This window comes from Variovorax rhizosphaerae (assembly GCF_037889975.1).
GTDB classification, from domain to species: domain Bacteria; phylum Pseudomonadota; class Gammaproteobacteria; order Burkholderiales; family Burkholderiaceae_C; genus Variovorax; species Variovorax rhizosphaerae.
The window spans coordinates 186471-211811 of the sequence record NZ_JBBKZT010000003.1 but is presented as its reverse complement, the minus strand read 5'-3'; the positions used below and the strand labels follow the sequence as shown (position 1 = coordinate 211811).

General features: G+C 64.0%; 25 protein-coding genes and 2 tRNA genes. 13 read left to right on the top strand and 14 right to left on the bottom strand.

What is annotated here, in order from left to right; genetic code table 11:
* Positions 1-14: 14 nt before the first annotated feature.
* The 4 genes from WKW82_RS07585 to WKW82_RS07570 all read left to right on the top strand — a co-directional run bounded on the left by WKW82_RS07585 (position 15) and on the right by WKW82_RS07570 (position 2186).
* Complete coding sequence (locus WKW82_RS07585; protein ID WP_340341658.1) at positions 15-770, top strand: cytochrome c1; 756 nt, start codon at positions 15-17, stop codon at positions 768-770.
* A gap of 90 nt (positions 771-860) precedes the next feature.
* On the top strand, positions 861-1472 hold the full coding sequence (locus WKW82_RS07580; protein ID WP_057596959.1) for a glutathione S-transferase N-terminal domain-containing protein: 612 nt from the start codon (positions 861-863) through the stop codon (positions 1470-1472).
* A gap of 31 nt (positions 1473-1503) precedes the next feature.
* Complete coding sequence (locus WKW82_RS07575; RefSeq protein WP_340341657.1) at positions 1504-2061, top strand: ClpXP protease specificity-enhancing factor; 558 nt, start codon at positions 1504-1506, stop codon at positions 2059-2061.
* Between the two features lie 49 nt (positions 2062-2110).
* Positions 2111-2186: transfer RNA gene (locus WKW82_RS07570), tRNA-Thr, on the top strand.
* 50 nt (positions 2187-2236) lie between these two features.
* Here the strand turns inward: WKW82_RS07570 and WKW82_RS07565 are convergent.
* Positions 2237-2542, bottom strand: a complete 306-nt coding sequence (locus WKW82_RS07565) for a hypothetical protein (protein ID WP_340341656.1) — start codon at positions 2540-2542, stop codon at positions 2237-2239.
* Between the two features lie 179 nt (positions 2543-2721).
* Here WKW82_RS07565 and secA point away from each other — a divergent pair, with 179 nt between their 5' ends.
* From secA to WKW82_RS07545, 4 genes are all read left to right on the top strand, one after another.
* Entirely contained in the window at positions 2722-5502 is a 2781-nt protein-coding gene (gene secA / locus WKW82_RS07560) for a preprotein translocase subunit SecA (RefSeq protein WP_340341655.1), read from the top strand.
* Between the two features lie 262 nt (positions 5503-5764).
* Positions 5765-6994: a bifunctional glutamate N-acetyltransferase/amino-acid acetyltransferase ArgJ gene (argJ, locus tag WKW82_RS07555; protein ID WP_340341654.1), complete on the top strand. Its 1230-nt coding sequence runs from the start codon at positions 5765-5767 to the stop codon at positions 6992-6994.
* Between the two features lie 15 nt (positions 6995-7009).
* Complete coding sequence (locus tag WKW82_RS07550) at positions 7010-7885, top strand: ATP-binding protein (RefSeq protein WP_340341653.1); 876 nt, start codon at positions 7010-7012, stop codon at positions 7883-7885.
* Entirely contained in the window at positions 7882-8304 is a 423-nt protein-coding gene (locus WKW82_RS07545; RefSeq protein ID WP_340341652.1) for an NUDIX domain-containing protein, read from the top strand. Before WKW82_RS07550 ends, WKW82_RS07545 begins: the two co-directional genes overlap by 4 nt.
* 4 nt (positions 8305-8308) lie before the next feature.
* Here WKW82_RS07545 and WKW82_RS07540 read toward each other — a convergent pair whose 3' ends face one another.
* The 11 genes from WKW82_RS07540 to WKW82_RS07490 form a co-directional block, all read right to left on the bottom strand.
* On the bottom strand, positions 8309-8518 hold the full coding sequence (locus tag WKW82_RS07540; RefSeq protein ID WP_340341651.1) for a DNA gyrase inhibitor YacG: 210 nt from the start codon (positions 8516-8518) through the stop codon (positions 8309-8311).
* 23 nt (positions 8519-8541) lie between these two features.
* Positions 8542-9297 (bottom strand): cell division protein ZapD, encoded by a 756-nt coding sequence (zapD, locus tag WKW82_RS07535; RefSeq protein WP_340341650.1) that lies wholly within the window; start codon positions 9295-9297, stop codon positions 8542-8544.
* Positions 9298-9344: 47 nt separating this feature from the next.
* Positions 9345-10361 (bottom strand): alginate O-acetyltransferase AlgX-related protein, encoded by a 1017-nt coding sequence (locus tag WKW82_RS07530; protein WP_340341649.1) that lies wholly within the window; start codon positions 10359-10361, stop codon positions 9345-9347.
* Positions 10362-10383: 22 nt separating this feature from the next.
* Positions 10384-11397, bottom strand: a complete 1014-nt coding sequence (locus WKW82_RS07525) for an alginate O-acetyltransferase AlgX-related protein (RefSeq protein ID WP_340341648.1) — start codon at positions 11395-11397, stop codon at positions 10384-10386.
* Between the two features lie 57 nt (positions 11398-11454).
* The gene (locus tag WKW82_RS07520; protein ID WP_340341647.1) at positions 11455-12945 is read right to left on the bottom strand and encodes an MBOAT family O-acyltransferase; all 1491 of its coding nucleotides are present in this window, start codon (positions 12943-12945) and stop codon (positions 11455-11457) included.
* An 84-nt stretch (positions 12946-13029) separates the two neighbouring features.
* Positions 13030-13635 carry a dephospho-CoA kinase gene (gene coaE / locus WKW82_RS07515; RefSeq protein ID WP_340341646.1) on the bottom strand — a complete coding sequence of 202 codons (606 nt, stop codon included), beginning with the start codon at positions 13633-13635 and terminating at the stop codon, positions 13030-13032.
* An 11-nt stretch (positions 13636-13646) separates the two neighbouring features.
* Positions 13647-14609, bottom strand: coding sequence for a prepilin peptidase (locus tag WKW82_RS07510; protein ID WP_340341645.1), 963 nt, complete (start codon positions 14607-14609; stop codon positions 13647-13649).
* Positions 14609-15829 carry a type II secretion system F family protein gene (locus tag WKW82_RS07505; RefSeq protein WP_340341644.1) on the bottom strand — a complete coding sequence of 407 codons (1221 nt, stop codon included), beginning with the start codon at positions 15827-15829 and terminating at the stop codon, positions 14609-14611. Before WKW82_RS07505 ends, WKW82_RS07510 begins: the two co-directional genes overlap by 1 nt.
* Before the next feature lie 19 nt (positions 15830-15848).
* Complete coding sequence (pilB, locus tag WKW82_RS07500; RefSeq protein WP_340341643.1) at positions 15849-17576, bottom strand: type IV-A pilus assembly ATPase PilB; 1728 nt, start codon at positions 17574-17576, stop codon at positions 15849-15851.
* Between the two features lie 128 nt (positions 17577-17704).
* Positions 17705-17781: transfer RNA gene (locus WKW82_RS07495), tRNA-Pro, on the bottom strand.
* A 49-nt stretch (positions 17782-17830) separates the two neighbouring features.
* Positions 17831-18760 carry a polyprenyl synthetase family protein gene (locus WKW82_RS07490; protein ID WP_340341977.1) on the bottom strand — a complete coding sequence of 310 codons (930 nt, stop codon included), beginning with the start codon at positions 18758-18760 and terminating at the stop codon, positions 17831-17833.
* Positions 18761-19030: 270 nt separating this feature from the next.
* Here WKW82_RS07490 and rplU point away from each other — a divergent pair, with 270 nt between their 5' ends.
* The 4 genes from rplU to proB all read left to right on the top strand — a co-directional run bounded on the left by rplU (position 19031) and on the right by proB (position 22079).
* Positions 19031-19342, top strand: a complete 312-nt coding sequence (rplU, locus tag WKW82_RS07485) for a 50S ribosomal protein L21 (RefSeq protein ID WP_213953195.1) — start codon at positions 19031-19033, stop codon at positions 19340-19342.
* Positions 19343-19351: 9 nt separating this feature from the next.
* Positions 19352-19612, top strand: a complete 261-nt coding sequence (gene rpmA / locus WKW82_RS07480; RefSeq protein ID WP_340341642.1) for a 50S ribosomal protein L27 — start codon at positions 19352-19354, stop codon at positions 19610-19612.
* A gap of 94 nt (positions 19613-19706) precedes the next feature.
* A complete protein-coding gene (cgtA, locus tag WKW82_RS07475) occupies positions 19707-20801 on the top strand; it encodes an Obg family GTPase CgtA (protein ID WP_340341641.1) in 1095 nt (364 codons plus the stop codon).
* A gap of 126 nt (positions 20802-20927) precedes the next feature.
* Entirely contained in the window at positions 20928-22079 is a 1152-nt protein-coding gene (proB, locus tag WKW82_RS07470) for a glutamate 5-kinase (RefSeq protein ID WP_340341640.1), read from the top strand.
* A 100-nt stretch (positions 22080-22179) separates the two neighbouring features.
* Here the strand turns inward: proB and WKW82_RS07465 are convergent, their stop codons facing one another.
* Positions 22180-22608 carry a CNP1-like family protein gene (locus WKW82_RS07465; protein ID WP_340341639.1) on the bottom strand — a complete coding sequence of 143 codons (429 nt, stop codon included), beginning with the start codon at positions 22606-22608 and terminating at the stop codon, positions 22180-22182.
* A gap of 112 nt (positions 22609-22720) precedes the next feature.
* Positions 22721-23386, bottom strand: coding sequence for an RNA pyrophosphohydrolase (locus tag WKW82_RS07460; protein WP_340341976.1), 666 nt, complete (start codon positions 23384-23386; stop codon positions 22721-22723).
* A 119-nt stretch (positions 23387-23505) separates the two neighbouring features.
* On the opposite strand from WKW82_RS07460, the gene WKW82_RS07455 reads away from it, so the two are divergent.
* Positions 23506-25251, top strand: coding sequence for a proline--tRNA ligase (locus WKW82_RS07455; protein WP_340341638.1), 1746 nt, complete (start codon positions 23506-23508; stop codon positions 25249-25251).
* The last annotated feature ends 90 nt before the right edge of the window (positions 25252-25341 follow it).

The window sequence follows — 25341 nt, the reverse complement described above, 5'->3', positions numbered from 1 at the left end:
AGGAGCAGAAGACAATGAAGAAACTGATCCTCACGCTAGTGGCTGCGTTTGCCCTGATCGGCGGCGCACATGCCAATGAAGAAGGCATTGCCTGGGACAAGGCGCCCAACAAGACCAACGACGTCGCCTCGCTGCAAAACGGCGCGAAGTTGTTCGTCAACTATTGCCTCAACTGCCACTCGGCGGCGTTCATGCGCTTCAACCGGCTGCAGGACATCGGCATCACCGAGCAACAGATCAAGGACAACCTGCTGTTCACGACCGAGAAGGTCGGCGAGACGATGAAGGCGAACATCGATCCGCGCCAGGCCAAGGAATGGTTCGGTGCCAATCCGCCCGACCTGACGCTGGTGGCCCGCTCGCGCGCCGGCCACGGTGGTACGGGCGCCGACTACCTCTACACCTACCTGCGCACCTTCTATCGCGACGACACCAAGGCCACCGGCTGGAACAACCTCGCATTCCCGAGCGTCGCGATGCCGCACGTGATGTGGGAGCTGCAAGGCGACCGCCGCCCCGTCTACGAGAAGATGAGCGCGCACGGCCACGAGACGGAAGTGTTCAAGGGCTGGGAGCAAGTGACGCCCGGCAAGATGACGCCGCTGCAATTTGACCAGGCCATCGGCGACCTGGTGAACTACCTGCAATGGATGGCCGAACCCGCCCAGGACACGCGCGTGCGCGTTGGCGTCTGGGTGCTGTTGTTCCTGCTGATGGCCGTGCTCTTTACCTGGCGCCTCAATGCGTCGTACTGGAAAGACGTCAAGTAGTCCAACGCCGATCGGGCGCGTTGCGCCCGGTCCCGCAGAGTGGGTTGCCAACGCGACCCACTCTTTTTGATTTTTAGGAGGCCTTTCGCCATGATGGTTTTGTATTCAGGTACGACCTGCCCTTTTTCCCATCGTTGCCGCTTCGTGTTGTTCGAAAAAGGCATGGACTTCGAAATCCGTGACGTCGATCTCTACAACAAGCCCGAAGACATCAGCGTGATGAACCCGTATGGCCAGGTGCCGATCCTGGTCGAGCGCGACCTGATCCTTTACGAGTCGAACATCATCAATGAGTACATCGATGAGCGTTTCCCGCATCCGCAACTGATGCCCGGCGACCCGGTCGACCGCGCCCGTGTGCGCCTGTTCCTGCTCAACTTCGAGAAGGAACTGTTCGTGCACGTCTCGACGCTCGAGAACCGCACGGCCAAGGGCAACGAGAAGGCGCTGGAAAAGGCCCGTTCGCACATCCGCGACCGCCTGACCCAACTGGCACCGGTGTTCTTGAAGAACAAGTACATGCTGGGCGACAACTTCTCGATGCTCGACGTCGCGATCGCACCCTTGCTGTGGCGCCTGGACTACTACGGCATCGACCTCAGCAAGAACGCCGCGCCGCTGCTCAAGTACGCCGAGCGAATTTTTTCGCGTCCGGCCTATATTGAAGCGTTGACGCCGTCCGAAAAGGTCATGCGCAAGTAGAGTTTGCAAATTTAGGCAAACTACGCTTTAAATGATCAACGCCCTCGAATCGACTTCCACCCGACCCTATCTGATCCGGGCCCTCTATGAGTGGTGCACCGACAATGGGTACACGCCCTATGTCGCGGTGCAGGTCGACGATTCGGTGCAGGTGCCGCGCGAGTACGTGAAGAACGGTGAGATCGTCCTGAACATCAGCTTCGACGCAACCAGTTCGCTCAAGCTCGGGAACGATTTCATCGAGTTCAAGGCGCGCTTTGCCGGCACGGCACGTGAAATCAGCGTGCCGGTGGGCCGGGTGATCGCGATCTACGCACGCGAGAACGGGCAGGGCATGGCGTTTCCGGCGCCGGCGCCGGCCGAACCGGCCCCCGCAATGCCTGGCATGCCAGCGTTGCCCGTCCCGAGTCCTGCGTCGCGCACGCCGTTGCGCGACACCGCGCGCGGCGGCGAGGGCGATGCGAGCAAGGTGGTGCACCTCGTGCCCGATGATGGTGTCGGCACGGTGACCGGGCCCGTGGACCTGGACGAACCACCTCGTCCTCCTGCAGGCGGCGGCGCACGCCCGTCCCTCAAGCGCATCAAGTAAGACAACCCGGCCGTGCGCCAGCGCACGGACCGTTAAAATTCGCAGTCATGCCGCTTTAGCTCAGTTGGTAGAGCACCCGCCTTGTAAGCGGAAGGTCGTCAGTTCGATTCCGACAAGCGGCACCAGATCCAGGCCCGGTACGTCAAAAGCGTCCGGGCCTTTTCGTTGGCCACCTTCACCGCTTCGTCCGCACCTTGATGCGTATCGTGGCGTCATCCCATCCCCTGCTTCTCAGCCGACTCTGCAGCATCGGCACCAGTTGTCGCAGCTTGGCGGCTGCAGCGCTGCCTTGCACCAGCACGCACCACACCCCGTCCTCCACCGGCCCGGCCTGGATGGCCGAGCGCATCTCGAGCGGGATCAGGTCGAGCACCGCGCGCAGGCGCTCGTTCGTGTCGCGCACACGGGCGGCCAGGCTCGCGAGGGTCGGCGAGGCTTCGGTGGCTTGCTGCAGGGTGACGGCGTTGAATCGGGTGCTCATGGCGTGTGGCGATGGGGATGCGGCAAGCGGGCTAAAATCCGCGGTTGGCCGGCGTTCGCGCTGGCCGGGCGAGCTTGAATTCTTGCAATTGCGCAAAGCGCGCCCACTTGCATCCACCATATCTTAGGGATTTCGGCCGCAGTGCCCGGCACTGTCGGGCACCCGTCCATCCTCCACTCATGGCCACCAACTTCCTGACCCAACTTTTCGGCAGTCGCAACGACCGTCTACTCAAGCAGTATCGCAAGACGGTCGACCGCATCAACGCCCTGGAGCCTGCATTCGAAAAGCTCAGCGAAGACGCGCTGAAGGCCAAGACGCAAGAATTCAAGGATCGAGTCGCCAAGGGCGAAACGCTCGACAATTTGCTGCCCGAGGCCTTTGCCACGGTGCGCGAAGCCTCCAAGCGCATCATGAAGATGCGCCATTTCGATGTGCAGTTGCTGGGCGGCATGGCCCTGCACAACGGCAAGATCTCCGAGATGCGCACGGGCGAGGGCAAGACGCTGACCGCCACGCTGCCGGTGTACCTGAATGCGTTGTCCGGCAAGGGCGTGCACGTCGTCACGGTGAACGACTACCTCGCCAGCCGCGATGCGCAATGGATGGGCCGGCTCTACGGCTACCTGGGCCTGACCACCGGCATCAACCTGCCGAACATGCCGCGCGAAGCCAAGCAGGAGGCCTACCGCTGCGACATCACCTACGGCACCAACAACGAATACGGCTTCGACTACCTGCGCGACAACATGGTCTACGAGGTGTCGGACCGCGTCGCACGCGGCCTGAACTACGCCATCGTGGACGAGGTCGATTCGATCCTGATCGACGAGGCCCGCACGCCGCTGATCATCAGCGGCCAGGCCGAGGACCACACCGACCTGTACCTCGCCATCAACAAGGTCGTGCCGCTCTTGAAGAAGCAGGAAGGCGAGGCCGATCCGCGTACCGGCGAGGGCATCATCACGCCGGGGGACTTCACCGTCGACGAGAAGACGCACCAGGTGTTCCTGACCGAGGATGGCCATGAGAAGGCCGAGCAGATCCTGTCGGAGTTCAAGCTGCTGCCAGAAGGCGCGTCGCTGTACGACCCGGCCAACATCACGCTGATGCATCACCTGAATGCGGCGCTGCGTGCGCGGCATCTCTACCACCGCGACCAGCACTATGTGGTGCAGGCAGGCGAGGTGATCATCGTCGACGAGTTCACCGGCCGCTTGATGACAGGGCGCCGCTGGAGCGATGGCCTGCACCAGGCTGTCGAGGCCAAGGAAGGCGTCGAGATCCAGGCGGAGAACCAGACGCTCGCCTCGATCACCTTCCAGAACTACTTCCGCCTCTACACCAAGCTGGCCGGCATGACCGGCACGGCCGACACCGAGGCCTACGAGTTCCAGGAGATCTACGGCCTGGAGACCGTGCTCATCCCGCCGAACCGCGTCAGCAAGCGCGACGACCAGCTCGACCGCGTCTACAAGACCACGCGCGAGAAGTACCAGGCCGCCATCGAGGACATCCGCGAGTGCTACGAGCGCGGCCAGCCGGTGCTGGTGGGCACCTCGTCGATCGAGAACTCGGAAATCATCGACGGGCTGCTGGAAAAGGAGGGGCTGCCGCACCAGGTGCTCAATGCCAAGCAGCATGCCCGAGAGGCCGACATCATTGCGCAGGCCGGTCGTCCTAAGATGATCACCATCGCGACCAACATGGCGGGTCGCGGCACCGACATCGTGCTCGGTGGCAACGTCGACAAGATGATCGAGTCGCTCGAAGCCAATCCCGATATCGACGAGGCCACGCGCGAAGCCGAAGCTGAGAAGCTGCGCAGCGAATGGAGCAAGGAACACGAGTTCGTGACCTCGCAAGGCGGCTTGCGCATCATCGCGACCGAGCGCCACGAATCGCGCCGCATCGACAACCAGTTGCGCGGCCGTGCCGGCCGGCAGGGCGACAACGGCTCCTCGCGCTTCTACCTGAGCCTGGACGATCCGCTGATGCGCATCTTCGCGGGCGATCGCGTCAAGGCCATCATGGACCGGCTCAAGATGCCGGACGGCGAGGCGATCGAGGCCGGAATCGTCACCCGCAGCATCGAGAGCGCGCAGCGCAAGGTCGAAGCGCGCAACTTCGACGTGCGCAAGCAGTTGCTCGAATACGACGACGTGAGCAACGACCAGCGCAAGGTGATCTACCAGCAGCGCAACGACATCCTGGATGCCAGCGACCTCACGGCGCAGATCGCTGCCTTGCGCGAAGGCTGCTTCACCGACCTCGCGCGCCAGTTCGTGCCGGTGGAGTCCGTTGAAGAGCAATGGGACCTGCGCGGGCTCGAAAAGGTACTGTCCACCGAGTGGGGCCTGGATCTGCCGCTGGTGAAGGATGTCGAGGCCGCTTCCGCCATCTCGGATGAGGAAGTCGTCGAGAAGGTGGTGGCCGCCGCCAACGCCGCGTTCGCCGCCAAGGTCGAACTGATCGGCGCGCACAACTTCACCCAGTTCGAGCGCATGGTGCTGCTGCAGAGCATCGACACGCATTGGCGCGAACACCTGGCGGCGCTCGACTACCTGCGCCAAGGCATCCACCTGCGCGGCTATGCGCAGAAGCAGCCCAAGCAGGAGTACAAGCGCGAGGCCTTTGAGCTGTTCGGCCAGTTGCTCGATTCGGTCAAGAACGAGGTCACGCGCCAGTTGATGACGGTGCGCGTGCAGTCGAGCGAGCAACTCGACGAGGCCGCCGAGGCCATGGAAAGCCGCGCCGAGGCGATCTCGAACATCACCTACACGGCGCCCACCGAAACCGGCGAGGCCGAGGTGCGTGTCGATGAGGAAAGCATTCGCCGTGCGGCGGTGGGCGGCGGGCTCAGCGCGGGTGCCGCGGCCTTTGCACGCGTCGGTCGCAATGACCCGTGCCCTTGCGGCAGCGGCAAGAAGTACAAGCAGTGCCACGGCAAGCTCACCTGAGAAGGTGTGAATATTCCTGCTGCGAACGCCGATCTCGGGCCTGTGGTGCTCACCGTACTGGAGTACGGCTCCGCTCCGCGAATCGGCCTCCCGGCTGGCGCGCTCGCTACGGAATTTTCACGCCTTCTTGTCCCGGCACCGGGCTGAGTAAGGCTTTCGTAGGCTCGGCCGACCCCATTCAAGGGGCAACACCAGCGGTTTGGCGGAGCCCGTACCGCGGTGTTGCTGGAACTTAACAAGCGCGTTTCTGGAGAATCCTTTCATGCCCGTGAACCTGACCGCCCCTGATCCTGCCGCCTTGTTCGCGGTGCCCGGCATCCGCATCGGCGTTGCCGAAGCGGGCGTGCGCAAAGCCAATCGCAAGGACCTGACCGTCGTGCTGATCGACGAGGGCGCGGCTGTCAGCGGCGTCTTTACGCAGAACCGCTTCTGCGCGGCGCCTGTGCAGGTGTGCCGCGAGCATCTGGCACAGAACTTCGGCATTCGCGCGATGCTGATCAACACTGGCAATGCCAATGCCGGGACGGGAGAGGACGGACTGGCCCGCACGCGCGCGACCTGCATTGCGCTCGCGCGCCACCTGGACATCGCCCCCGAGGAGATCCTGCCGTTCTCGACCGGCGTGATCATGGAGCCGCTGCCCATCGATCGCATCGAGGCAGGCCTGCCGGCCGCACTCGACGATGCATCGCCCGACCATTGGGCACGCGCCGCCGAGGGCATCATGACCACCGACACGGTGCCCAAGGCCTTCAGCCAGCGCGTGCAGATCGGCGGCGCGACGGTCACGATCACCGGCATCAGCAAGGGCGCCGGCATGATCCGGCCGAACATGGCGACCATGCTGGGCTTCATGGCGACGGACGCGAAGATCGATCCCGCCCTGATCCAGCCTCTGGCGAAGTTGCTGGCCGATTCGTCCTTCAACCGCGTCACCATCGATGGCGACACGTCGACCAACGATTCGTTCGTGGTCATCGCGACGCAGAAGGCTGCGCATGCCACCATCACCTCGCTGGAGTCGGCGGAGGGCCGCGCACTGGTCGAGGCCATGCGCAACGTCGCGCGCCTGCTGGCACAGGCCATCGTGCGCGATGGCGAGGGCGCGACCAAGTTCATCACGATTCGCGTCGAAGGCGGGCGCGACTCGGCGGAGTGCCGGCAAGTGGCCTACGCGGTCGCGCATTCGCCATTGGTCAAGACCGCCTTCTTCGCCAGCGACCCGAACCTCGGCCGCATTCTGGCAGCGGTCGGCTACGCGGGCATCAATGACCTCGACCAGACTGGCATTGACCTGCACCTCGACGACATACACGTCGCCGTCAAGGGCGGCCGCAATCCGTCGTACCGCGAGGAAGACGGCCAGCGCGTGATGAAGCAAAGCGAGATCACCGTGCGCATCGGCCTCGGCCGCGGCGACGCCACCGACACGGTCTGGACCTGCGACCTGAGCCACGACTACGTTTCCATCAACGCCGACTACCGCTCCTGAGGGCGCGACCTCGACATGAATGAAGCCTTCCAGCGCCTGATCGAGCGCGCCGAACAGCTGATCACCCGCATCGAATCAGTGCTGCCGCAGCCTTTGTCGGCGCCCACGGACTGGGACGCCTCCATCGCCTGGCGCTACCGCCGTCGCAGCACCGGTCATGGCGTGCTGGAACCGGTGCACCACGTCGCCGCGATGGCGCTCGACAACCTCAAGGAAATTGACATCCAGAAGGAAAAGATCGAGCGCAACACCCGCCAGTTTGTCGAGGGCAAGCCGGCCAACAACGTGCTGCTGACCGGCGCGCGGGGCACCGGCAAGTCCTCGCTGATCCGCGCCTGCCTGCAGGCCTATGCGCCGCAGGGCCTGCGGCTGATCGAGGTCGACAAGGCCGAGCTCACCGACCTGCCCGACATCGTCGAAGTCGTCGCGAACCGGCCAGAGAAATTCATCGTCTTCAGCGATGACCTGAGCTTCGACGAAGGCGAGCCTGGCTACAAGGCGCTTAAGTCGATCCTTGATGGCTCGATTGCCGCGTCGACGGCCAACGTGCTGATCTACGCGACCAGCAACCGGCGCCACCTGCTGCCGGAGTACATGAAGGACAACCTCAGCTATACCCACACCGAGGATGGCGAGGTGCACCCGGGCGAGGTGATCGAGGAGAAGATTTCCTTGTCCGAGCGCTTCGGCCTGTGGGTCAGCTTCTATCCATTCAGCCAGAACGAGTACCTGGCGATCGTTGCGCAGTGGCTGTCGTCCTTCGGCGTGGCGCCGGCGGCCATCGAGGCGGCGCGGGCCGATGCGCTGGTCTGGGCGCTGGAGCGCGGCTCGCGCAGCGGGCGCGTGGCGTACCAGTTCGCGCGCGACTACGCCGGGCGCGCCGCGTCATGACGGAGGCGCGCAAGCACACCGAGGTCGCCGTCGGCGTCCTGATCCGCGGCGATGGCGCATTGCTCCTGTCCACGCGCCCCGAAGGAAAGGCCTATGCCGGCTACTGGGAGTTCCCGGGCGGCAAGATCGAGGCCGGCGAGACGGTGGAGCAGGCTTTGCGACGCGAGCTGCACGAGGAACTGGGTATCACGATTGCGGAAGCCCATGCTTGGAAGGTCACCGAACACGACTATCCCCATGCCTTGGTGCGCCTGCACTGGTGCAAGGTACACGCCTGGAGCGGCGAATTCGAGATGCGCGAAGGCCAGCGCATGTGCTGGCAGCAGTTGCCGCTCGAGGTGACGCCGGTCCTGCCGGGCGCCATGCCAGTGTTGGCCTGGCTCGCGGAAGAGCGCGGGCTGCCGACGCCGTCGATCTGAGCGCCTACTGGAGCTTGGGGTCGCCGAACGGCTCGTCGTCCGGTGGCGCATCCGCCGCCACGCGGAAGGATTCGCTCGCCCAGGCACCCAGGTCCAGCCCCTTGCAGCGCGCGCTGCAGAACGGGCGATAAGGGTTGCGCGGCGAGTAGTAGGTGTCCTCGCCACAGCCAGGGCAGCGAACGATGCGTTCGCTGAAATTCGCCGGGTCCGTCATCCTGAAAAAAGCAGTTGGAAGGATCAAGCGCAGAGTGTCAACTCAAAGGGCGCGTTCTCGCTGCTCTGGTGCAGCCGGTCGTCCTCGCCGAGTTTCATGAGGCGCACAGACACCATCAGGCGATTGCCGCTGATCTCGGGCACGAGGCCGAGGGTCCGGTCGATGCGCATGCGCAGCAACTGGAAGGTCCGGCCTTGCGGCAAGGTCTGCTGGAACTGCCCGTTGGCCGCAATCACCTTGTAGGGCACGTCGGCATCGCGCAGCAGCTTCAGCAGCAGATAGATCGATTCGGCCAGCGGCGACAGCGTGGAGGACCAGCGTTCCAGGTCGGTGCGTCGCGCCGAGGCCTTGTGATGCTGCCAGGCGTAGTAGGCCGGCAGGTCGAACTCGCAGGTGCCGCCCGGAATGCCGGCGCGGCTGCGAATGCTCATCAACCATTCGTTTTCGGTCAGTGACTGGCCGGCCTTGCCGGGCACCGTGTTGAGCGTGTTGAAGTGGCGCTCGAGCTGGGCGATGACCTGGTCGAGCACGGTCTCGGAAATCGCCGGATTGCCGCGATAGCTGTTGAAGACGTGCTTGTGCTTCTCGAGGTCGCGCATCACGTCGGCCTTGAGGTCGGCGCGCGCCGCCACGTCCATGATCTCGAAGATCGTGACGAGCGCGTAGTGGTGCATCAGCGCCGAATCGGCCGGTACCAGTTCGCCGAGCCGGCGAAAAAGGTGTTCGAGGCGCAGGTAGGTCCGAATGCGCTCGTTGAAGGGGTACTCGTAGAGGATCACGCGTGTCGGGTGGCGGCTAGTGCGGGGATCATAGCTTCAACAGCCCGTCAGGGTGGCGTACCCGGTGGCGCGGGCAGAATCTTGCGCACTTCCTGCAGCATCACCTGGCCCAGCAAGACCTGGCCGTGCGGCGAAATATGCGTGTCGTTCGGAAAGTAGAGGTCGCGCATCGTGAGGCGACGCTCGCGCAGCAGGCTGAACAGGTCCGGCCCCACGCCGAGCTTGTTGAAGCCTTCGACGAATTCCCTGGAGTAGTCGGGCTTCAGGTAGGTCGTTGTCTTGTTGGGAATCACCATCCACAGCAGGGGCGTCTTCCGCAAGGACGAGAAGGCCTTGAGCCGCTCCAGCGTCGTCGTTGTCAACGGGCCGTTGTCGACATCGTCGGCGTAGAAGAGGGCGCGGTCGCACAGGCGGTGGCTGAAGCGTTCGCAGCCATCGGGCACGAGGCGGACCATGGTTTGCCGGGTGATGAGCACGTCGGACGTGGCCTCCTTGGCCCGCCGGGTGTTTCGATAGCTGATCAGGCCGCTGGTTAGCTTGGCTGACCAGTTGAGCTCGAAGCCGGGCACCTTTCTGAACGGCTGGACGAATGGTTCCGGCTTGGAGGTGAACTCCTTTGTCATCTGGCCATTTGCGCAATCCTGCGCCTTCTGCATGCGCTCGTCCAGCAGGCGCTCGACGCTCTGGAAGATGATGAGCTTGCCGTGAAAGCCGGACTTGGCGATCCATTGGTCGACGTCGCCACAGAGCGCCTCGCCGTAGGTGGCCCAGAACGTGCTCGTGACGCGGTAGCCGGCGTGCACCAGTGCGGCTTGCCATTGCTGGGTCATCGAGAAACTGTCGCCCACGACCAGGATGTCGGCCTCGTTCGGGGGCGATTCGATCAGGTCCTTCTCGATAAGGGGTGGAGGCTCGAGCCTCCATCCGAATTCATGATCGGACAAGCGGCCGATGCGCGACAGGTCGCCGTAGGGGACGGGCGTCAGCAGCGTGAGGGCCACCAGCGCCGTGATGAGGGCGAAGCCTGCGAGGAATACGCGCAGCCAGAGCTTGGCGGGGCTCATGTTGGAAGAGAGGGTTGTCACGTTATTGCGGCGTGGCAGCAGGAGCGCCAAGCGCCTCGCGCACGGCTTGCAGCATCATCTTTCCGAGAATGTCTTGCCCGTAGGTCGACATGTGCGTGTCGTTCGGAAAATAGAGATCCTTGACCTTGTAGCGATTCTCGAAAGCCATCGTGAAGAAATCCGGCCCGAGTTTCGCTGGCAGGAAGACATCGCGGAATGCCTTGCCATGGTTGGGGTCCAGGTAGGTGGTGGTCTTGTCGGGAATCACCATCCAGACATAGGGGATCAGCGTGTTTCTCGCATTGAACGCCTTCATGCGCTCGAAGTCGTTCGCGTCGAGTTCACCGACCTTGAAGTCATGCGAGAAGAAGAGCACCTTCGGGCACAGCGGGTTGCTGAACAGCGCGCAGCCGTCCGGGACCACGCGGACCTGCGTTTCGTCGAAGTCGATGTCGCCGGGGGATGCCCGCGCACGTCGCGTGCGGTCCCAGGTGATGAGTCCAGTCGCCAGCGTGGCGCCCGAGTTGAGTGCGAAGCCCGGTTTTTGTGCCAGCGCCACCACGGGCGGGTCGAGCCGCGGCACGAACGGCGCGGTCATGTGCGCGCACTGGGTGCTGAGTCTCATCCGTTCCTTCAGCAGGCGTTCCACGGATTCGAATATCACCAGCTTGCCGCGGAAACCGGCGTCGATCAGCCACTGCTGCACGTCGGCGCACATCGTTTCGCGGTATGAGCCCCAATAGATCGTCGTCATCTTGTAGCCGGCGCGAATGAGTTCGGCCTGCCAGACATAAGTCATCGAAAAACTGTCGCCGATCACCACGATGTCTGCCTCGGCGAGCGGCACTGCCGCCATGAACTGCTTCTCTGGCAGCTTGGGCGGCGGCTTCGTCCAGCCGAACTCGTCGTCGGACACCCGCGCGAGGCGCGACAGGTCGCCGTAGGGCACCGTGGTGAAGAGCGTGAGGATGAGCATCGCCACGATCACGGAGAAGCCGGCGAAGAACACGCGCAGCCAGAGCTTTGCCGGACTCATTTCCGTGGCCCGAATGCAGTACGCGCCGTCGGCGCGATCCAGGTGGCGGTCATCTTCCTAGAACTGGAAATAGAGGAACGGGCTGTACGAGCCGAGTTGCGATACGCAGAAGCCCAGCACCGTCACGGTCAGCAGCGCTATCGTGAAGGTTGCGATCAAGCCTGCCCGCGGACGCGTCGCCAGGAAGATCGGCTGCGGCACCCAGCGCTCCAGCGTGATGGTCGGGGGTAGCGCAAGGCAGATCACCAGCGCCACCAGCAGCGTCTGGAAGAATTCCGGCTTGCGGTAGGGAATGGCGAATTCGTTGAAGGCACCGTGCGGCGCGCCATGCATGCCGAGCATGCCCTTGTAGATCTCGATGGCCGCCGTCATGCTTTCCGCGCGGAACACCACCCAGGCGACCATCACGCAGATGAAGGTGAGCAGCCAGCCCAGCACCTTGGCAATGCGGCCCGGCGGGGCATTGCGTCGTACCTTGGCATTCCACAGGTGGTTGACCATCAGGAAGGCGCCGTGCAGGGCGCCCCAGATCACGAAGGTCCAGGCCGCCCCGTGCCACAAGCCGCCCAGCAGCATCGTCAGGAACAGGTTGATGTAGCGTCGTGCCGGTCCCTTGCGGTTGCCGCCCAGCGGCACATAGAGGTAGTCGCGCAGGAAGGTCGACAAGGAGATGTGCCAGCGCCGCCAGAATTCGATGATGTTGGTCGACTTGTAGGGCGAGTTGAAATTGAGCGGGAGCCGCACGCCGAGGCACAGCGACAGGCCCACCGCCATGTCGGAGTAGCCCGAGAAGTCGAAGTAGATCTGCATCGTGTATGCGAGCACGCCGAACCACGCCGTGTAGAGCGTGGGCATGACGCCGCCGTGCACCCCGTTGAACACCATGTCCGCGTACTGGCCCATCTTGTCGCCGATGAGCAGTTTCTTGGCCAGGCCGAAGGTGAAGATCGCCAGGCCCAGCGCTACCTTGTCCAGGTCGACGCGGTAGGTCGAGCGATTGGCAAACTGCGGCATCATCTGCGCGTGATGCAGCACCGGCCCTGCGATCAGGTGCGGAAAGTAGGTCACGAACAGCGCGTAGTGCACGAAGCTTCGCTCCTGCACCTTGCCCTGCCAGCAGTCGACCAGGAAGGCGATCTGCGTGAACGTGTAGAACGAAATGCCGATCGGCAATGCGATGTGCAGCATCTCGATTGGCGTGAAGCCGCCCGCGACCAATGCGCTGTCGACGTTCGCAATGAAGAAGTTCGCGTACTTGAAGATGGCCAGGACCACCAGGTTGATCGTCAGCGCCAGCACCAGCATGCGCTTGCGCTGCTTGTCGGATCTGCCCGGCTGGGGCGTGAGCCGCAGGCCCGCCCAGTAGTTGAAGCAGATCGACAGCAGCAGCAGGGGCATCGCCTTCACGCTCCACCAGCCGTAGAAGAACAACGACGCCAGGGCCAGAAAGCCGGCAGCGGCCCGGATGTTGTATTTGCCGATCAGGAAGAACCCGATCAGCACGATCGGGAAATAGGCAAAGATGAACGCGTAGGAGTTGAAAAGCATCGATCGTGTGGCGTTGCCCGGTGAGCCCGGAGGCACATCGCGTTGTTGCAGCAGCTGACCGGAGCGACGCCGGCGAGAGCGCAATTATGGCGCGTAGGCGCCCACCCACTGCTGCCAAAGCGCGTCAACTTCAGCGTCGAGTTGCGCGAGGCTCAGGCCTTCGTTGAAGATCACTGCATCGGCCGCAGCGCGCCGGGCTTCGCGGCTGGCCTGCTGCACGATCACCGCTTGCACCGCTTCGGCCGACCATCCGGAACGCACCATCACCCGACCTGATTGCGTGGCTTCGGTGGCATCGACCACCAGCACGCGGTCCACACGCGCCCGCCAGCGGCCCGATTCCACCAGCAGCGGCACATCGAACACGACGACATCGTGTCCTTCCGCCTGCGCAGCCTGATGGTCGCAGGCCAAGCCGATCAGCGGGTGCAGGATGCCCTCCAGCCGGCGCTTGGCCGACGCATCCTGGAACACGATCTGGCGCATTCGATCCCGGTTCAGTGCGCCATCGGCTTGGACCACATCCGGGCCGAACTGCGCCGCGATGGGTGCCATCGCACGGCCGCCCGGCAAGGTGAGCGAACGGGCGATCGCATCCGTGTCGATGAGCGCGGCGCCGCGCTGCACCAGCATGCCGGCGACGGTACTCTTGCCGCTACCGATTCCGCCCGTCAGGCCGATGCGTCGCATGTCGCCGTCCCTCAGAGTGGAGGAATGGGAAACGCGAACGGCGCCAGCATGCGCACCGCGTGCGGCCCGAGGACGAAGCACACGATGCCCGTGCCGGCCAGGCAGGGCCCGAAGGAAATGGGAATATCCCTGTGCGCCACCTTGCCAGCGAGCCGGAGCACGACCCAGAGGACGATGCCCACCATCGAGGACACGAGCACGATCGCCAGCAGGTAGTCGGCGCCGAGCCACGCACCGAGCGCCGCCAGCAACTTGAAGTCGCCGTGCCCCATGCCATCCTTGCCGCGCAACCAGTGGAAAAGGCAGGCAATGGACCAAAAGAACAGGTAGCCCGCAAAGGCGGCCCAGACGGCCGAGTGGAGCGTGACCCCGGTCCAGCCCAGTGCCGCACCGATCAGCCCGAGCCACAGCAAGGCGTAGGTGGGTTCGTCAGGCAGATATTGCGTGTCGAGGTCGATCAGGAACTGGCAGACCAGCAGCGCGATGAACGCGGCCCACAGGCCGCCCACGAGGCTGATGCCGAAGCGCCACCCCACCAGCGCGAACAGGGCTGCGACGGCCAATTCGACCAGTGGATAGCGCAAGCCGATGCCTGCGTTGCAGGCCGAGCACTTGCCGCGCAATGCGAGGTAGCTGAACACCGGAATGTTCTCGTACCAGCGGATCGCGTGGCCGCATGCGCGGCAACTGGAGCGCGGCTTCAAGAGGTTCAGCGGCGCCAGGGCCTCGACCTGTGCCAGCGCCGGCGTGGCAGCGGCTTCCAGCGCAGGCGGCGTGGTCGACTTGGCGCCGAACACCAGCGTCCACAAGCTCGGCTGGCCGGTCGATGGCGTGAGGGCGGCCAGCGAATCCGTCAGCCAGTCGCGATACATCATCGCCGGCTTGCGGTAGACCACCACGTTGAGAAAGCTGCCGATCAACAGCCCGAGCAGGCCGGCCGCCACCGCGGCCTCCGCCCCCGCTGACATCCACATCAGACGACCTGGCCGAGCTTGAAGATGGGCAGGTACATCGACACCACGATGCCGCCGATGATGACGCCGAGGATCACGATGATGATCGGCTCCATCAGGCTCGAAAGCCCGGCCACCATGTCGTCCACTTCCGATTCATAGAAGTCCGCGGCCTTGCCGAGCATGTGGTCGATCGAGCCCGACTCCTCGCCGATGGCGGTCATCTGCAGCACCATCGACGGGAAGATGTTGGCATTGGTCATCGCCGCGGTCAGGCTGGTGCCTGTCGACACTTCCTGCTGGATCTTGACCGTGGCATCGGCATACACCGAGTTGCCCGACGCCCCGCCCACCGAGTCGAGCGCCTCGACCAGCGGTACGCCGGCCGCGAACATGGTCGCCAGCGTACGCGTCCAGCGCGCGATGCACGACTTGTCGATCAGCGTGCCGAAGATCGGCATCTTCAACAACAGGCGGTCCATGAACTTCTGCACCCGCTCATTGCGCTTCCAGGCCTGCATGAAGAAGTAGAGGCCGCCACCGATCACGCCGAGCATCAGCCACCAGTAGCTCACGAAGAATTCGCTGATCGCCATCACGATCAGGGTCGGCGCGGGCAGGTCGGCGCCGAAGGAACTGAACACCTGCTTGAAGGCCGGGATCACGAAGATCATGATGACCGCGACCACCACGAAGGCCACCACGATCACCGAGGTCGGGTACATCAGCGCCGACTTGATCTTGGACTTGATCGCCTCGGTCTTTTCCATGTAGGTGGCCAGGCGGTCCAGCAGTTCTTCCAGGATACCGGCCGTCTCACCCGCTTCGACGAGGTTGCAGTACAGGTTGTCGAAGTACTTCGGAAACTTGCGGAAGGCCGCGGACAGGGAGGTGCCCGTCTCGACATCGCCGCGGACGTCGTTGAGCAGCTTGCCCACGCTCGGATTCGCATTGCCCCGGCCGACGATGTCAAAGGCCTGCAGCAGTGGCACGCCGGCCTTCATCATGGTCGCGAGCTGGCGCGTGAAGATCGCGATGTCCTTCGGCTTGATGCTCTTGCCGGCGCGCAACTTGCGCCTCTTGATCTTGGTGGCCAGCACGCCCTGGCGCCGCAGCGAGGCCTGCACCTGGTTCTCGCCCGATGCGCGCATCTCCCCGCGCACCTGCTTGCCATTGCGGTCCCGGCCCTCCCATTCGAAGATCGTTTCCTTGATGTTCCTGACGGATGTTGCAGTTGCCATTCGATCCTCGTGCGCCGCGTTACTCGTTGGTGACCGCCACCACTTCTTCAAGCGATGTCAGCCCCTGGATCACCTTCTTGAGCCCCGACTGGCGCAATGAGCGCACACCCTCGGATTCGGCCTGCCTGGCAATGTCCAGGGCACTGCCGTCGCGCAGGATGATTTCCTGGATCGGTTCGCTGATCGGCATCACCTGATAGATGCCGACGCGGCCCTTGTAGCCGCCGTTGCAGGCGGAACAGCCGACGGGTCGGTACGGCTTCCAGGTGCCGTCGATCTCCCGATCCTTGAAGCCGGCATCGATCAGCGCCTTGCGTGGCACGTCATGCGGCTCACGGCACACCGTGCACAGGCGGCGGGCCAGACGTTGCGCGGTGATCAGGATCACGCTGGACGCGATGTTGAAGGGCGCGATGCCCATGTTGCGCATCCGCGTCAAGGTGGTCGGCGCGTCGTTGGTGTGGAGCGTGGACAGCACCAGATGGCCCGTTTGCGCAGCCTTGATCGAGATATCGGCTGTTTCCAGGTCGCGGATTTCGCCAACCATGATGATGTCCGGATCCTGACGCAGGAACGCGCGCAGTGCCGTGGCGAAGGTCAGCCCGGCCTTCTCGTTCACATTGACCTGGTTGACGCCCTGCAGGTGAATTTCCGACGGGTCTTCCGCGGTCGCGATGTTCACGCCCGGCTTGTTCAGCAGGTTCAGGCAGGTGTAGAGCGAAACCGTCTTGCCGGAGCCGGTCGGGCCGGTCACCAGCACCATGCCATACGGTCGGGCGATCGCCGCCAGCAGGCGTTCCTTTTCGTCGGCGTCGTAACCCAGCGCATCGACGCCGAGGCGGGCGCTGCTCGGGTCAAGGATACGGATCACGATCTTCTCGCCGAACAGCGTGGGCAAGGTGCTCACCCGGAAGTCGATCACGCGGTCGGGGCCGATCTTCAGCTTCATCCGGCCATCTTGCGGAACGCGTTTCTCGGAGATGTCCAATCGAGAAATCACCTTGATGCGCGAGGCCAGCTTGTCCTTGATGACGATGGGCGGGGTTGCGATCTCGCGCAGTTCGCCATCGATCCGGAAGCGCACGCGGTACTGGGTCTCGTAGGGCTCGAAGTGGATGTCCGAGGCCCGCATGCTGAAGGCGTCGAGCAGCATCTTGTGCAGGAAGCGCACGACAGGCGCGTCTTCGACTTCGGCGACGGCTTGCTCGGTGTCGGCGGCCTCGGTGGCCGCATCGTCGAACTCGAATTCGGCGCCGACGATGTTGTCGATGGTCTCCGCGGCGCTGACCGCGGCGGCCTCGACCATGCGCGAGAGCTTGTCGTACTCGGCGATGACCCAGTCGACGCCCATCTGCGAGGCGAACTTGATCTTTTCCGCCGCCTGCTGGTCCGACGGGTCGGCCGTGGCGACGATGAGACGATTGCTCCGCTTGCTCAGAACCACGATGCGGTAGGCCTGGCAGAGCTTGGGGTCGAGAAGATCCTTCGGGAGTCGTTGCTGGTCGATCGCGTCGAGGTCCAGCAGAGGTGCGCCGAATGCGTTGGAGAGCGTGTGGGCCAAGTCCGCCGCCGAAACCGCGCCGGTACCCGTCAGTTCGGCGATGAAGCTCGTCCGGCTCGATTGCGACTTCTGATAGATCTCTTCAGCCGTCCGCGCCGCCAGCTTGCCAGCCGAAATCAACGCACGCGCGAGTCCTGGCAGCGCGATGGGCGAGTGTTCTTTGGCAAGGGGATCGGCTGCGGCCATTCAACGGATGTAAAAAACGTGAAAAATTGATTCACGATCATCGCTGATCGACCCTATGCTGTAAATCGCAGCCGTGCAACAGTGGCAACAGTCCGAGAAGCATTTGGCAATTCACAGCCACATGTGGCTGGTCGGGGTGAGAGGATTCGAACCTCCGGCCTCTACGTCCCGAACGTAGCGCTCTACCAGGCTAAGCTACACCCCGATTGTTGCGAAAAACAGAGAAACGACCCGCGTAAGACTTTTTTGGTAACTTAGGTGCGACGCTCAAGCAACTGAGCCGCCAATTGTAGCAAACCTTGCGAGTACGGATTCGAAGGCAGGTCGCGCAAGGCGTCGATCGCCCGTTGCGCCTCGGCCGCCGCCGCGGCGCGAGTGGCGTCCAGGGCGCCAGTGGCGCGCACGATCGCCACGATGGCGGGCAGCTTTTCCGTGTCGCCAGCCTCGATCGCATTCCGGATGAGGGTGCTGCCTTCCGGTGTCGCGCGCTGCATGGCCAGGATGAGCGGCAGCGTGGCCTTGCCTTCGCGCAAGTCATCGCCCAGGTTCTTGCCGGTTTCGCTGGCGTCACCGGCATAGTCGAGCACATCGTCGATCACCTGGAATGCGGTGCCCAACGCCTGCCCGAAGGTGGAGCATGCCTCCTCGACAGCAGGCGTGCTGCCGGCGAGAACTGCGGCCAGGCGGGTGCTGGCTTCGAACAGCTTGGCTGTCTTCGAGCGGATCACGCGCAGGTAAGCTGCCTCGTCGAGCGTGGCGTCGTGCATGTTCATCAATTGCAGCACTTCGCCTTCGGCGATCACGTTGGTCGCTTCGGCCAGGATCTGCATCACCCGCATGTTGTCGGCGTCCAGCATCATCTGGAACGCACGCGAATAGAGGAAGTCGCCAACCAGCACGCTCGCTGGATTGCCGAACGATTCGTTGGCCGTGGCGCGGCCGCGGCGCAGCGTCGACTCGTCCACCACGTCGTCATGCAATAGCGTCGCGGTATGGATGAACTCGACCACGGCGGCGAGGTTGAAACGCTGCGACCCACGGTAGCCGAGTGCGCCGCTCATCAATAAAAGCAGCGCTGGGCGCAGCCGCTTGCCGCCCGCCGAGATGATGTAGCGCGAAACCTCGCTGACCAGCGGCACGCCGGTGTCGAGTCGCGTGGCAATCACACGGTCGACCTCGGCCATGTCTTCGGCGATCAGGGCAAGTACGGCGTTGGTGGAAGAAGCAGCAGAGGTGACTGACAAAGCGAGAGCGCCAGGCGCCGGGAGGAGGGTGATTTCTGAGGGCGGCCTGTGCGGCCGGGTTGGCCGGGATTATAGGGAGCGCCTCACCCGTCTCCGCTGCCTCGCAAAAGCTGGTTAGCGTTGGCTGACAATTCCGGGCTATAATCTTGGGCTCTGCGGAAATTCGTCCGCGGAGCCATCCACCCTTCACGGGGTTAAAAAGGTCATTACATGTACGCGGTCATAAAAACCGGTGGCAAGCAGTATCGCGTTGCTTCCGGCGAAAAAATTAAAGTAGAACAGATTGCTGCGGACGTAGGCCAGGAAATCGTGATCGATCAGGTTCTCGCAGTCGGCAACGGCTCGGACATCAAGATCGGCGCGCCCCTGGTGTCCGGCGCAACGGTGACAGCCACGGTGCTGTCGCACGGCAAGCACGACAAGGTGCACATCTTCAAGATGCGCCGTCGCAAGCACTATCAGAAACGTCAAGGCCATCGCCAGCAGTTCACCGAGCTGCAAATCGGCGCGATCGCCGGTTAAGGAGCTGAAATGGCACAGAAAAAAGGCGGCGGCTCAACGCGAAACGGGCGCGACTCCAAGCCCAAGATGCTCGGCGTGAAGACGTTCGGCGGCGAACTGATCAGCGCAGGCTCGATCATCGTTCGCCAACGTGGCACGCAGTTCCACCCCGGCGTCAACGTCGGCGTGGGCAAGGACCACACCTTGTTCGCCCTGGTCGACGGCCACGTGTCGTTCGGTCACAAGGGTGCCCTGAACAAGCACACGGTCAACGTGACCCCTGCGGCTTAAGCCCAGGTCACTTCGACCCGCTTCGAAGCCCCGCTCGTCGGGGCTTTTTCGTTTTCCGCCCGGACCGGGCGCCTCTCTATAGACTGCACATCCCATGAAGTTCGTTGACGAAGCCTTCATCGACATCGCCGCCGGCGATGGCGGCAACGGCTGCGTGTCGTTCCGCCATGAGAAGTACAAGGAGTTCGGCGGCCCGAACGGCGGCGACGGCGGTCGTGGCGGCCACGTCTTCGCGGTGGCCGATCCCAATCTCAACACGCTGGTCGACTTCCGCTATTCGCGCCGGCACGATGCCAAGCGCGGCCAGCACGGCATGGGCTCCGACATGTTCGGCGCGGCGGGCGACGACATCACGCTGAAGATGCCGGTTGGCACGATCATCACCGACGCGGAGACCGGCGAGGTGCTTTACGAACTGCTGGTGCCGGGTGAACCCATTACCATCGCCAAGGGCGGCGACGGCGGCTTCGGCAACATGCGCTTCAAGAGTGCGATCAACCGCGCGCCACGGCAAAAGACACCCGGCTGGCCTGGCGAGAAGAAGAGCCTGAAGCTCGAGCTCAAGGTGCTGGCGGATGTCGGTTTGCTCGGCATGCCGAATGCTGGGAAGTCGACACTGATCAGCGCCATCTCGAATGCGCGGCCGCGTATCGCCGACTACCCTTTCACGACGTTGCACCCCAACTTGGGCGTGGTCCGCGTCGGCCCGGAGCAAAGCTTCGTGGTCGCGGACTTGCCCGGCCTGATCGAAGGCGCCTCCGAAGGCGCGGGTCTCGGCCACTTGTTCCTTCGGCACCTGCAGCGCACCCGGCTGCTGCTGCACGTGATCGACATGGCGCCGTTCGACGACAGCATCGACCCCGTGGCCCAGGCCAAGGCGATCGTCGGCGAGCTGAAGAAATATGATGCGGCGTTGCATCAGAAGCCGCGCTGGCTCGTGCTCAACAAGCTCGACATGGTTCCGTTGGATGAGCGTGCCGCGCTCGTGAAGGACTTCGTCAAGCGGCTGCGTTTCAAGGGGCCGGTATTCGAGATTTCGGCGCTGACGCGTGAGGGTTGCGAGCCTCTGATCAAGGCGATCTACAAGCATGTGAAAGCTGAGCAGGTGGCCGAACAGGCGCCGGTGGAAGTCGATCCGCGCTTTGCATCCGAGCCCTCGGGGCCGGGCCCCGATCGGCCCGCCCCCTGAGGGAATGAAGTCGAGATGGCGAGCCCACATCGAGTCAAAAACCGCTGCCAAACCGCGTCCGCCCGAGCCTTCCTTGCTATCGAACGATAGCGTTTTTCACCCGATTCACGCTCGCTCCCGACTGACATGACCCAACGCCCCCGTTCCACCGCCCTCCATGATGCGCGCCGCATCGTGGTCAAGGTCGGCTCCAGCCTGGTCACCAACGAAGGCCGTGGCCTCGACGAAGCAGCGATCGGCGAGTGGTGTCGCCAACTCGCGGCGCTGGTGCGCGATGGGCGCGAAGTCGTCATGGTGTCCAGCGGTGCGATCGCGGAGGGTATGAAGCGCCTCGGCTGGCGCACACGGCCGCATGAGGTGCATGAACTGCAGGCGGCAGCCGCCGTCGGTCAGATGGGCCTTGCCCAGATGTACGAGACCAAGCTGCGCGAAAACAACCTGGGCAGCGCGCAGGTCTTGTTGACCCACGCCGACCTGGCGGACCGCGAGCGCTACCTCAATGCGCGCTCGACCCTGGTGACGCTGCTCGCGCACGGCGTGGTACCCGTCATCAACGAGAACGACACGGTGGTCAACGACGAGATCAAGTTCGGCGACAACGACACGCTGGGCGCGCTGGTTGCCAACCTGGTCGAGGCGGATGCGCTTGTCATCCTGACCGACCAGAAGGGGCTGTACACGGCGGACCCTCGCAAGGATCCCTCGGCCACCTTCGTGCACGAGGCCGTGGCCGGGGATCCGGCGCTGGAGGCAATGGCGGGCGGTGCAGGTTCCAGCCTGGGGCGCGGCGGCATGATCACGAAGATCCTGGCGGCCAAGCGCGCTGCGGGTTCTGGCGCCTCGACAGTGATCGCCTGGGGCCGCGAGCAAGACGCCTTGCTGCGTCTGGCGGCTGGCGAAGCCATCGGCACGCTGCTGGTGGCGCAGACGGCCAAGCACCAGGCGCGCAAGCGCTGGATGGCCGATCACCTGCAGATGCGCGGGGCCGTGACGGTGGACAACGGTGCGGCGGCCAAGGTCCGGGCCGAGGGCAAGAGCCTGTTGCCGATCGGCATGACGGCGGTCGAGGGTGATTTCTCGCGCGGGGACGTGATCGCGGTGCGCGACCCGGCGGGCGCGGAACTGGCGCGTGGGCTGGCCAACTATTCAAGTGCCGAGGCGCGGCTGCTGTGTCGCAAGCCGTCCGGCCAGATCGAGCAAATGCTCGGTTACGTGGCCGAGCCGGAGATGGTGCACCGGGACAACATGGTGCTGATGCCGGCGCCGGCGTCGAACTGAGCCCCTGGGGCTGGGCCCGGTCCGGCCCCGCGCGGGGCATCAAATCGAGATGTCAAAGCTCCATCGAAGCTCCATCGACTTCGAGGGCAGGCAGCGTCTTCTACTGGACCTCGCGCACGGGCCTGCGAAGAAGCTCCACGGTCTCTCTCACCGACACCTGTGGCGCGTGGCCGCGGCACAGGCCCTGGTAGGTCAGCCGCGCCACATAGCCGGACCTGATGTGCCGATAGGGTTTCCACTCGGGGTTCTTGGCGCCATCCCACTTGCCGTCATTGAAGCGCGCGTAGGTCTTGACCTCGTCGGTGGAACAGCGAACACCCTCGTAATACGCACTGGATGCGCCGCCTTCGCGGCTGGCGAGCACCACGTACCGGACCACGCCATCGCTGGTGATCGCGATGGTCGCCGGATCGATGCTGAACTTGAGGAGCGTGCGGTCGGGCATCTCGATGGGGATCGCTCGGCTCTCGGCGAACGCGGGGGGCGGCGGCGCGTCGGTTTCCTTCCATTCGCCGTCGCTGGCCGTCACCGTCGGTGGCGGGGGCGATCCGGCCTGGGCCCAGTCCGGGTTGTCCCGGCTGCGTCCGCTGGAAGACGCGCATGCGGCAAGGAAACAGCAGGCCGCGAGGGCTAGCGCAAGCTCAGCGCTGCGTCGGCACGAAAGGCGCGTTGTGGGGAGAGGAAGACTCATCGCTCGCGGAAGATAGATTGGGGTTCGGATCGAATGTGCCGCCCGGCGGCAGATCCATGCCGACGGGTGCGCCGGCATCGAACGGATGTCGATCGAATTCCCGCCCTCGCACGTTGCTGCGCAAGAAGCGGTTGCGGAAATCCTGGCGCGGCAGGTAGCGCGCCAGCTCTGTCAGGGCCATTTCATACACGCCGCGCTTGAACTCGACAACGACATCGAGCGGCACCCAGTAGTCGTGCCAGCGCCAGGCATCGAACTCCGGATGATCCGTCGCCCGAAGGTTGAGATCCCAGTCGTGCCCTGTCAATTGCAGCAAGTACCAGATCTGTTTCTGGCCTTTGTAGTGACCGCGTGCGTCACGGCGGATGAACCGATCCGGCACCTCGTAGCGCAACCAGTCGCGGGTACGGGCCACGATGCGCACATGCTCCGGATGAAGGCCCACTTCCTCATGCAGCTCGCGGAACATGGCTTGCTCGGGGCTTTCGCCCCGATCAATGCCGCCTTGCGGGAACTGCCAGGAGTGGGTGCGTATGCGCTTGCCCCAAAAAACCTGGTTTCTCTGGTTGAGCAGGATGATGCCGACGTTGGGCCTGAAGCCGTCCCGGTCGAGCATAATCAAACCCCAAATTTCTATGAACTGAGTCGATTATGCACGCCGTGTTACGCACGGCAAGCGGACCGGTTCGAAGGCCCCGGGGCCTGCACACCTCCTCACTGACCCAGCCGCGCAAGATGAAAGCATCCCGTTTTTTTGTCTCCACCCTCAAGGAAGCACCGACCGACGCCGAGGTGGCGAGCCATCGCCTCATGATGCGCGCCGGCATGATCAAGAAGCTCGGCGCGGGGATCTACACCTACATGCCGATGGGCTTGCGCGTGATCCGCAAGGTCGAGGCGATCGTGCGCGAGGAGATGGACCGTGCAGGGGCCGTCGAGCTGACCATGCCGGTGGTGCAACCGGCCGAGCTCTGGCAGGAGAGCGGCCGCTTCGACAAGATGGGCCCCGAACTCCTGCGCATCAAGGACCGCCATGAGCGCGACTATGTGGTGCAGCCGACCAGCGAAGAGGTCGTGACCGACATCGCGCGCCAGGAGATCCGCAGCTACAAGCAGTTGCCGCGCAACTTCTACCAGATCCAGACCAAGTTCCGTGACGAGCGCCGTCCTCGCTTCGGGCTGATGCGCGGCCGCGAGTTCACGATGAAGGACGCCTACAGCTTCGACCGTGACCTGACGGCCGCCAAGGCGAGCTACCAGAACATGGCGCAAGCCTATCGCCGGATCTTCGATCGCTTCGGGCTGACCTACCGTGCGGTCGCGGCTGACAGCGGCGCCATCGGCGGGGACATGAGCGAAGAGTTCCAGGTGATCGCTGCCACCGGCGAGGACGCGATCGTCTACTGTCCGGACAGCGACTACGCGGCCAACATGGAGAAGGCCGAGGCGATGGCGCCGGCCGGACCGCGCCCTGCGGCTTCCAACGCATTGGCGAAAACGCCGACACCGGGCAAGGCTACGTGTGAGGACGTGGCAGTGCTGCTCGGCGTGCCCCTGGCCACGACCGTCAAGTCGCTGGTGCTTGCGACCGACAAGCTCGATGCCAAGGGCAATATCGTGGGTGCGCAGGTCTGGCTGCTGTTGCTGCGCGGCGACCACGACATGAACGAGATCAAGGTCAGCAAGGTCCCTGGCCTGGACGCGGGCTTCCGCTTTGCGTCCATCGGCGAAATCGAGGAGCATTTCGGCTGCAAGCCCGGCTACCTCGGACCGCTGAACATGAAGAAGCCCGTCAGGCTGATCGCAGACCGTGAAGTGGCCGTGATGGCCGACTGGATCACGGGTGCCAATGAGGTTGACTTCCACATGACCGGCGTGAACTGGGGCCGCGACCTGCCCGAGCCGGACGTGATCGCTGATCTGCGCAACGTGGTCGCTGGTGACCCGTCGCCGGACGGCAAGGGCCAACTGGCCATTGAGCGCGGCATCGAGGTGGGCCATGTATTCGTGCTGGGCACCAAGTACAGCCGGGACATGAACGCGACCTTCCTCGACGAAGGCGGCAAGCCGCAGTTCCTGGAGATGGGCTGCTACGGGATCGGCATCACACGGCTGCCAGCAGCGGCGATCGAACAGAACCATGACGAGCGCGGGATCATCTGGCCCGATGCGATCGCGCCTTTCACCGTGGTTGTCTGCCCGATCGGCATGGACCGCAGCGCAGACGTCAAGGTCGCCGCGGAAGCGCTCTACGAAGACCTTCGCGGGGCTGGCGTGGACGTGCTGCTGGACGACCGCGGCGAGCGGCCGGGTGCGATGTTCGCCGACTGGGAACTGATTGGCGTGCCGCATCGGATCGTGGTGTCCGACCGCGGGATCAAGGAAGGCCAGTACGAGTACCAGCATCGCCGCGACACGGCGGCGACCAAGGTGCCGGCGGCGGAGGCCGCGGCCCATATCCGGGCCCGACTCGCGGCATGAGTGCAGCGCCGGGCCGCCCCAAGCAAGCTCGTTCCCCCTTGGGGGGCAGCGAGGACACGAAGTGCCGAGCGTGGGCGTGCAAGGATGTCG

What these genes read in the sequence shown, in the direction of transcription:
- WKW82_RS07585 (WP_340341658.1), top strand. Translation starts at nt 15, where the DNA reads ATGAAGAAACTGATCCTCACGCTAGTGGCTGCGTTTGCCCTGATCGGC.
- WKW82_RS07580 (WP_057596959.1), top strand. Translation starts at nt 861, where the DNA reads ATGATGGTTTTGTATTCAGGTACGACCTGCCCTTTTTCCCATCGTTGC.
- WKW82_RS07575 (WP_340341657.1), top strand. Translation starts at nt 1,504, where the DNA reads ATGATCAACGCCCTCGAATCGACTTCCACCCGACCCTATCTGATCCGG.
- WKW82_RS07565 (WP_340341656.1), bottom strand. Translation starts at nt 2,542, where the DNA reads ATGAGCACCCGATTCAACGCCGTCACCCTGCAGCAAGCCACCGAAGCC.
- secA (WP_340341655.1), top strand. Translation starts at nt 2,722, where the DNA reads ATGGCCACCAACTTCCTGACCCAACTTTTCGGCAGTCGCAACGACCGT.
- argJ (WP_340341654.1), top strand. Translation starts at nt 5,765, where the DNA reads ATGCCCGTGAACCTGACCGCCCCTGATCCTGCCGCCTTGTTCGCGGTG.
- WKW82_RS07550 (WP_340341653.1), top strand. Translation starts at nt 7,010, where the DNA reads ATGAATGAAGCCTTCCAGCGCCTGATCGAGCGCGCCGAACAGCTGATC.
- WKW82_RS07545 (WP_340341652.1), top strand. Translation starts at nt 7,882, where the DNA reads ATGACGGAGGCGCGCAAGCACACCGAGGTCGCCGTCGGCGTCCTGATC.
- WKW82_RS07540 (WP_340341651.1), bottom strand. Translation starts at nt 8,518, where the DNA reads ATGACGGACCCGGCGAATTTCAGCGAACGCATCGTTCGCTGCCCTGGC.
- WKW82_RS07530 (WP_340341649.1), bottom strand. Translation starts at nt 10,361, where the DNA reads ATGAGCCCCGCCAAGCTCTGGCTGCGCGTATTCCTCGCAGGCTTCGCC.
- WKW82_RS07525 (WP_340341648.1), bottom strand. Translation starts at nt 11,397, where the DNA reads ATGAGTCCGGCAAAGCTCTGGCTGCGCGTGTTCTTCGCCGGCTTCTCC.
- WKW82_RS07520 (WP_340341647.1), bottom strand. Translation starts at nt 12,945, where the DNA reads ATGCTTTTCAACTCCTACGCGTTCATCTTTGCCTATTTCCCGATCGTG.
- coaE (WP_340341646.1), bottom strand. Translation starts at nt 13,635, where the DNA reads ATGCGACGCATCGGCCTGACGGGCGGAATCGGTAGCGGCAAGAGTACC.
- WKW82_RS07510 (WP_340341645.1), bottom strand. Translation starts at nt 14,609, where the DNA reads ATGTGGATGTCAGCGGGGGCGGAGGCCGCGGTGGCGGCCGGCCTGCTC.
- WKW82_RS07505 (WP_340341644.1), bottom strand. Translation starts at nt 15,829, where the DNA reads ATGGCAACTGCAACATCCGTCAGGAACATCAAGGAAACGATCTTCGAA.
- pilB (WP_340341643.1), bottom strand. Translation starts at nt 17,576, where the DNA reads ATGGCCGCAGCCGATCCCCTTGCCAAAGAACACTCGCCCATCGCGCTG.
- WKW82_RS07490 (WP_340341977.1), bottom strand. Translation starts at nt 18,760, where the DNA reads ATGGCCGAGGTCGACCGTGTGATTGCCACGCGACTCGACACCGGCGTG.
- rplU (WP_213953195.1), top strand. Translation starts at nt 19,031, where the DNA reads ATGTACGCGGTCATAAAAACCGGTGGCAAGCAGTATCGCGTTGCTTCC.
- rpmA (WP_340341642.1), top strand. Translation starts at nt 19,352, where the DNA reads ATGGCACAGAAAAAAGGCGGCGGCTCAACGCGAAACGGGCGCGACTCC.
- cgtA (WP_340341641.1), top strand. Translation starts at nt 19,707, where the DNA reads ATGAAGTTCGTTGACGAAGCCTTCATCGACATCGCCGCCGGCGATGGC.
- proB (WP_340341640.1), top strand. Translation starts at nt 20,928, where the DNA reads ATGACCCAACGCCCCCGTTCCACCGCCCTCCATGATGCGCGCCGCATC.
- WKW82_RS07460 (WP_340341976.1), bottom strand. Translation starts at nt 23,386, where the DNA reads ATGCTCGACCGGGACGGCTTCAGGCCCAACGTCGGCATCATCCTGCTC.
- WKW82_RS07455 (WP_340341638.1), top strand. Translation starts at nt 23,506, where the DNA reads ATGAAAGCATCCCGTTTTTTTGTCTCCACCCTCAAGGAAGCACCGACC.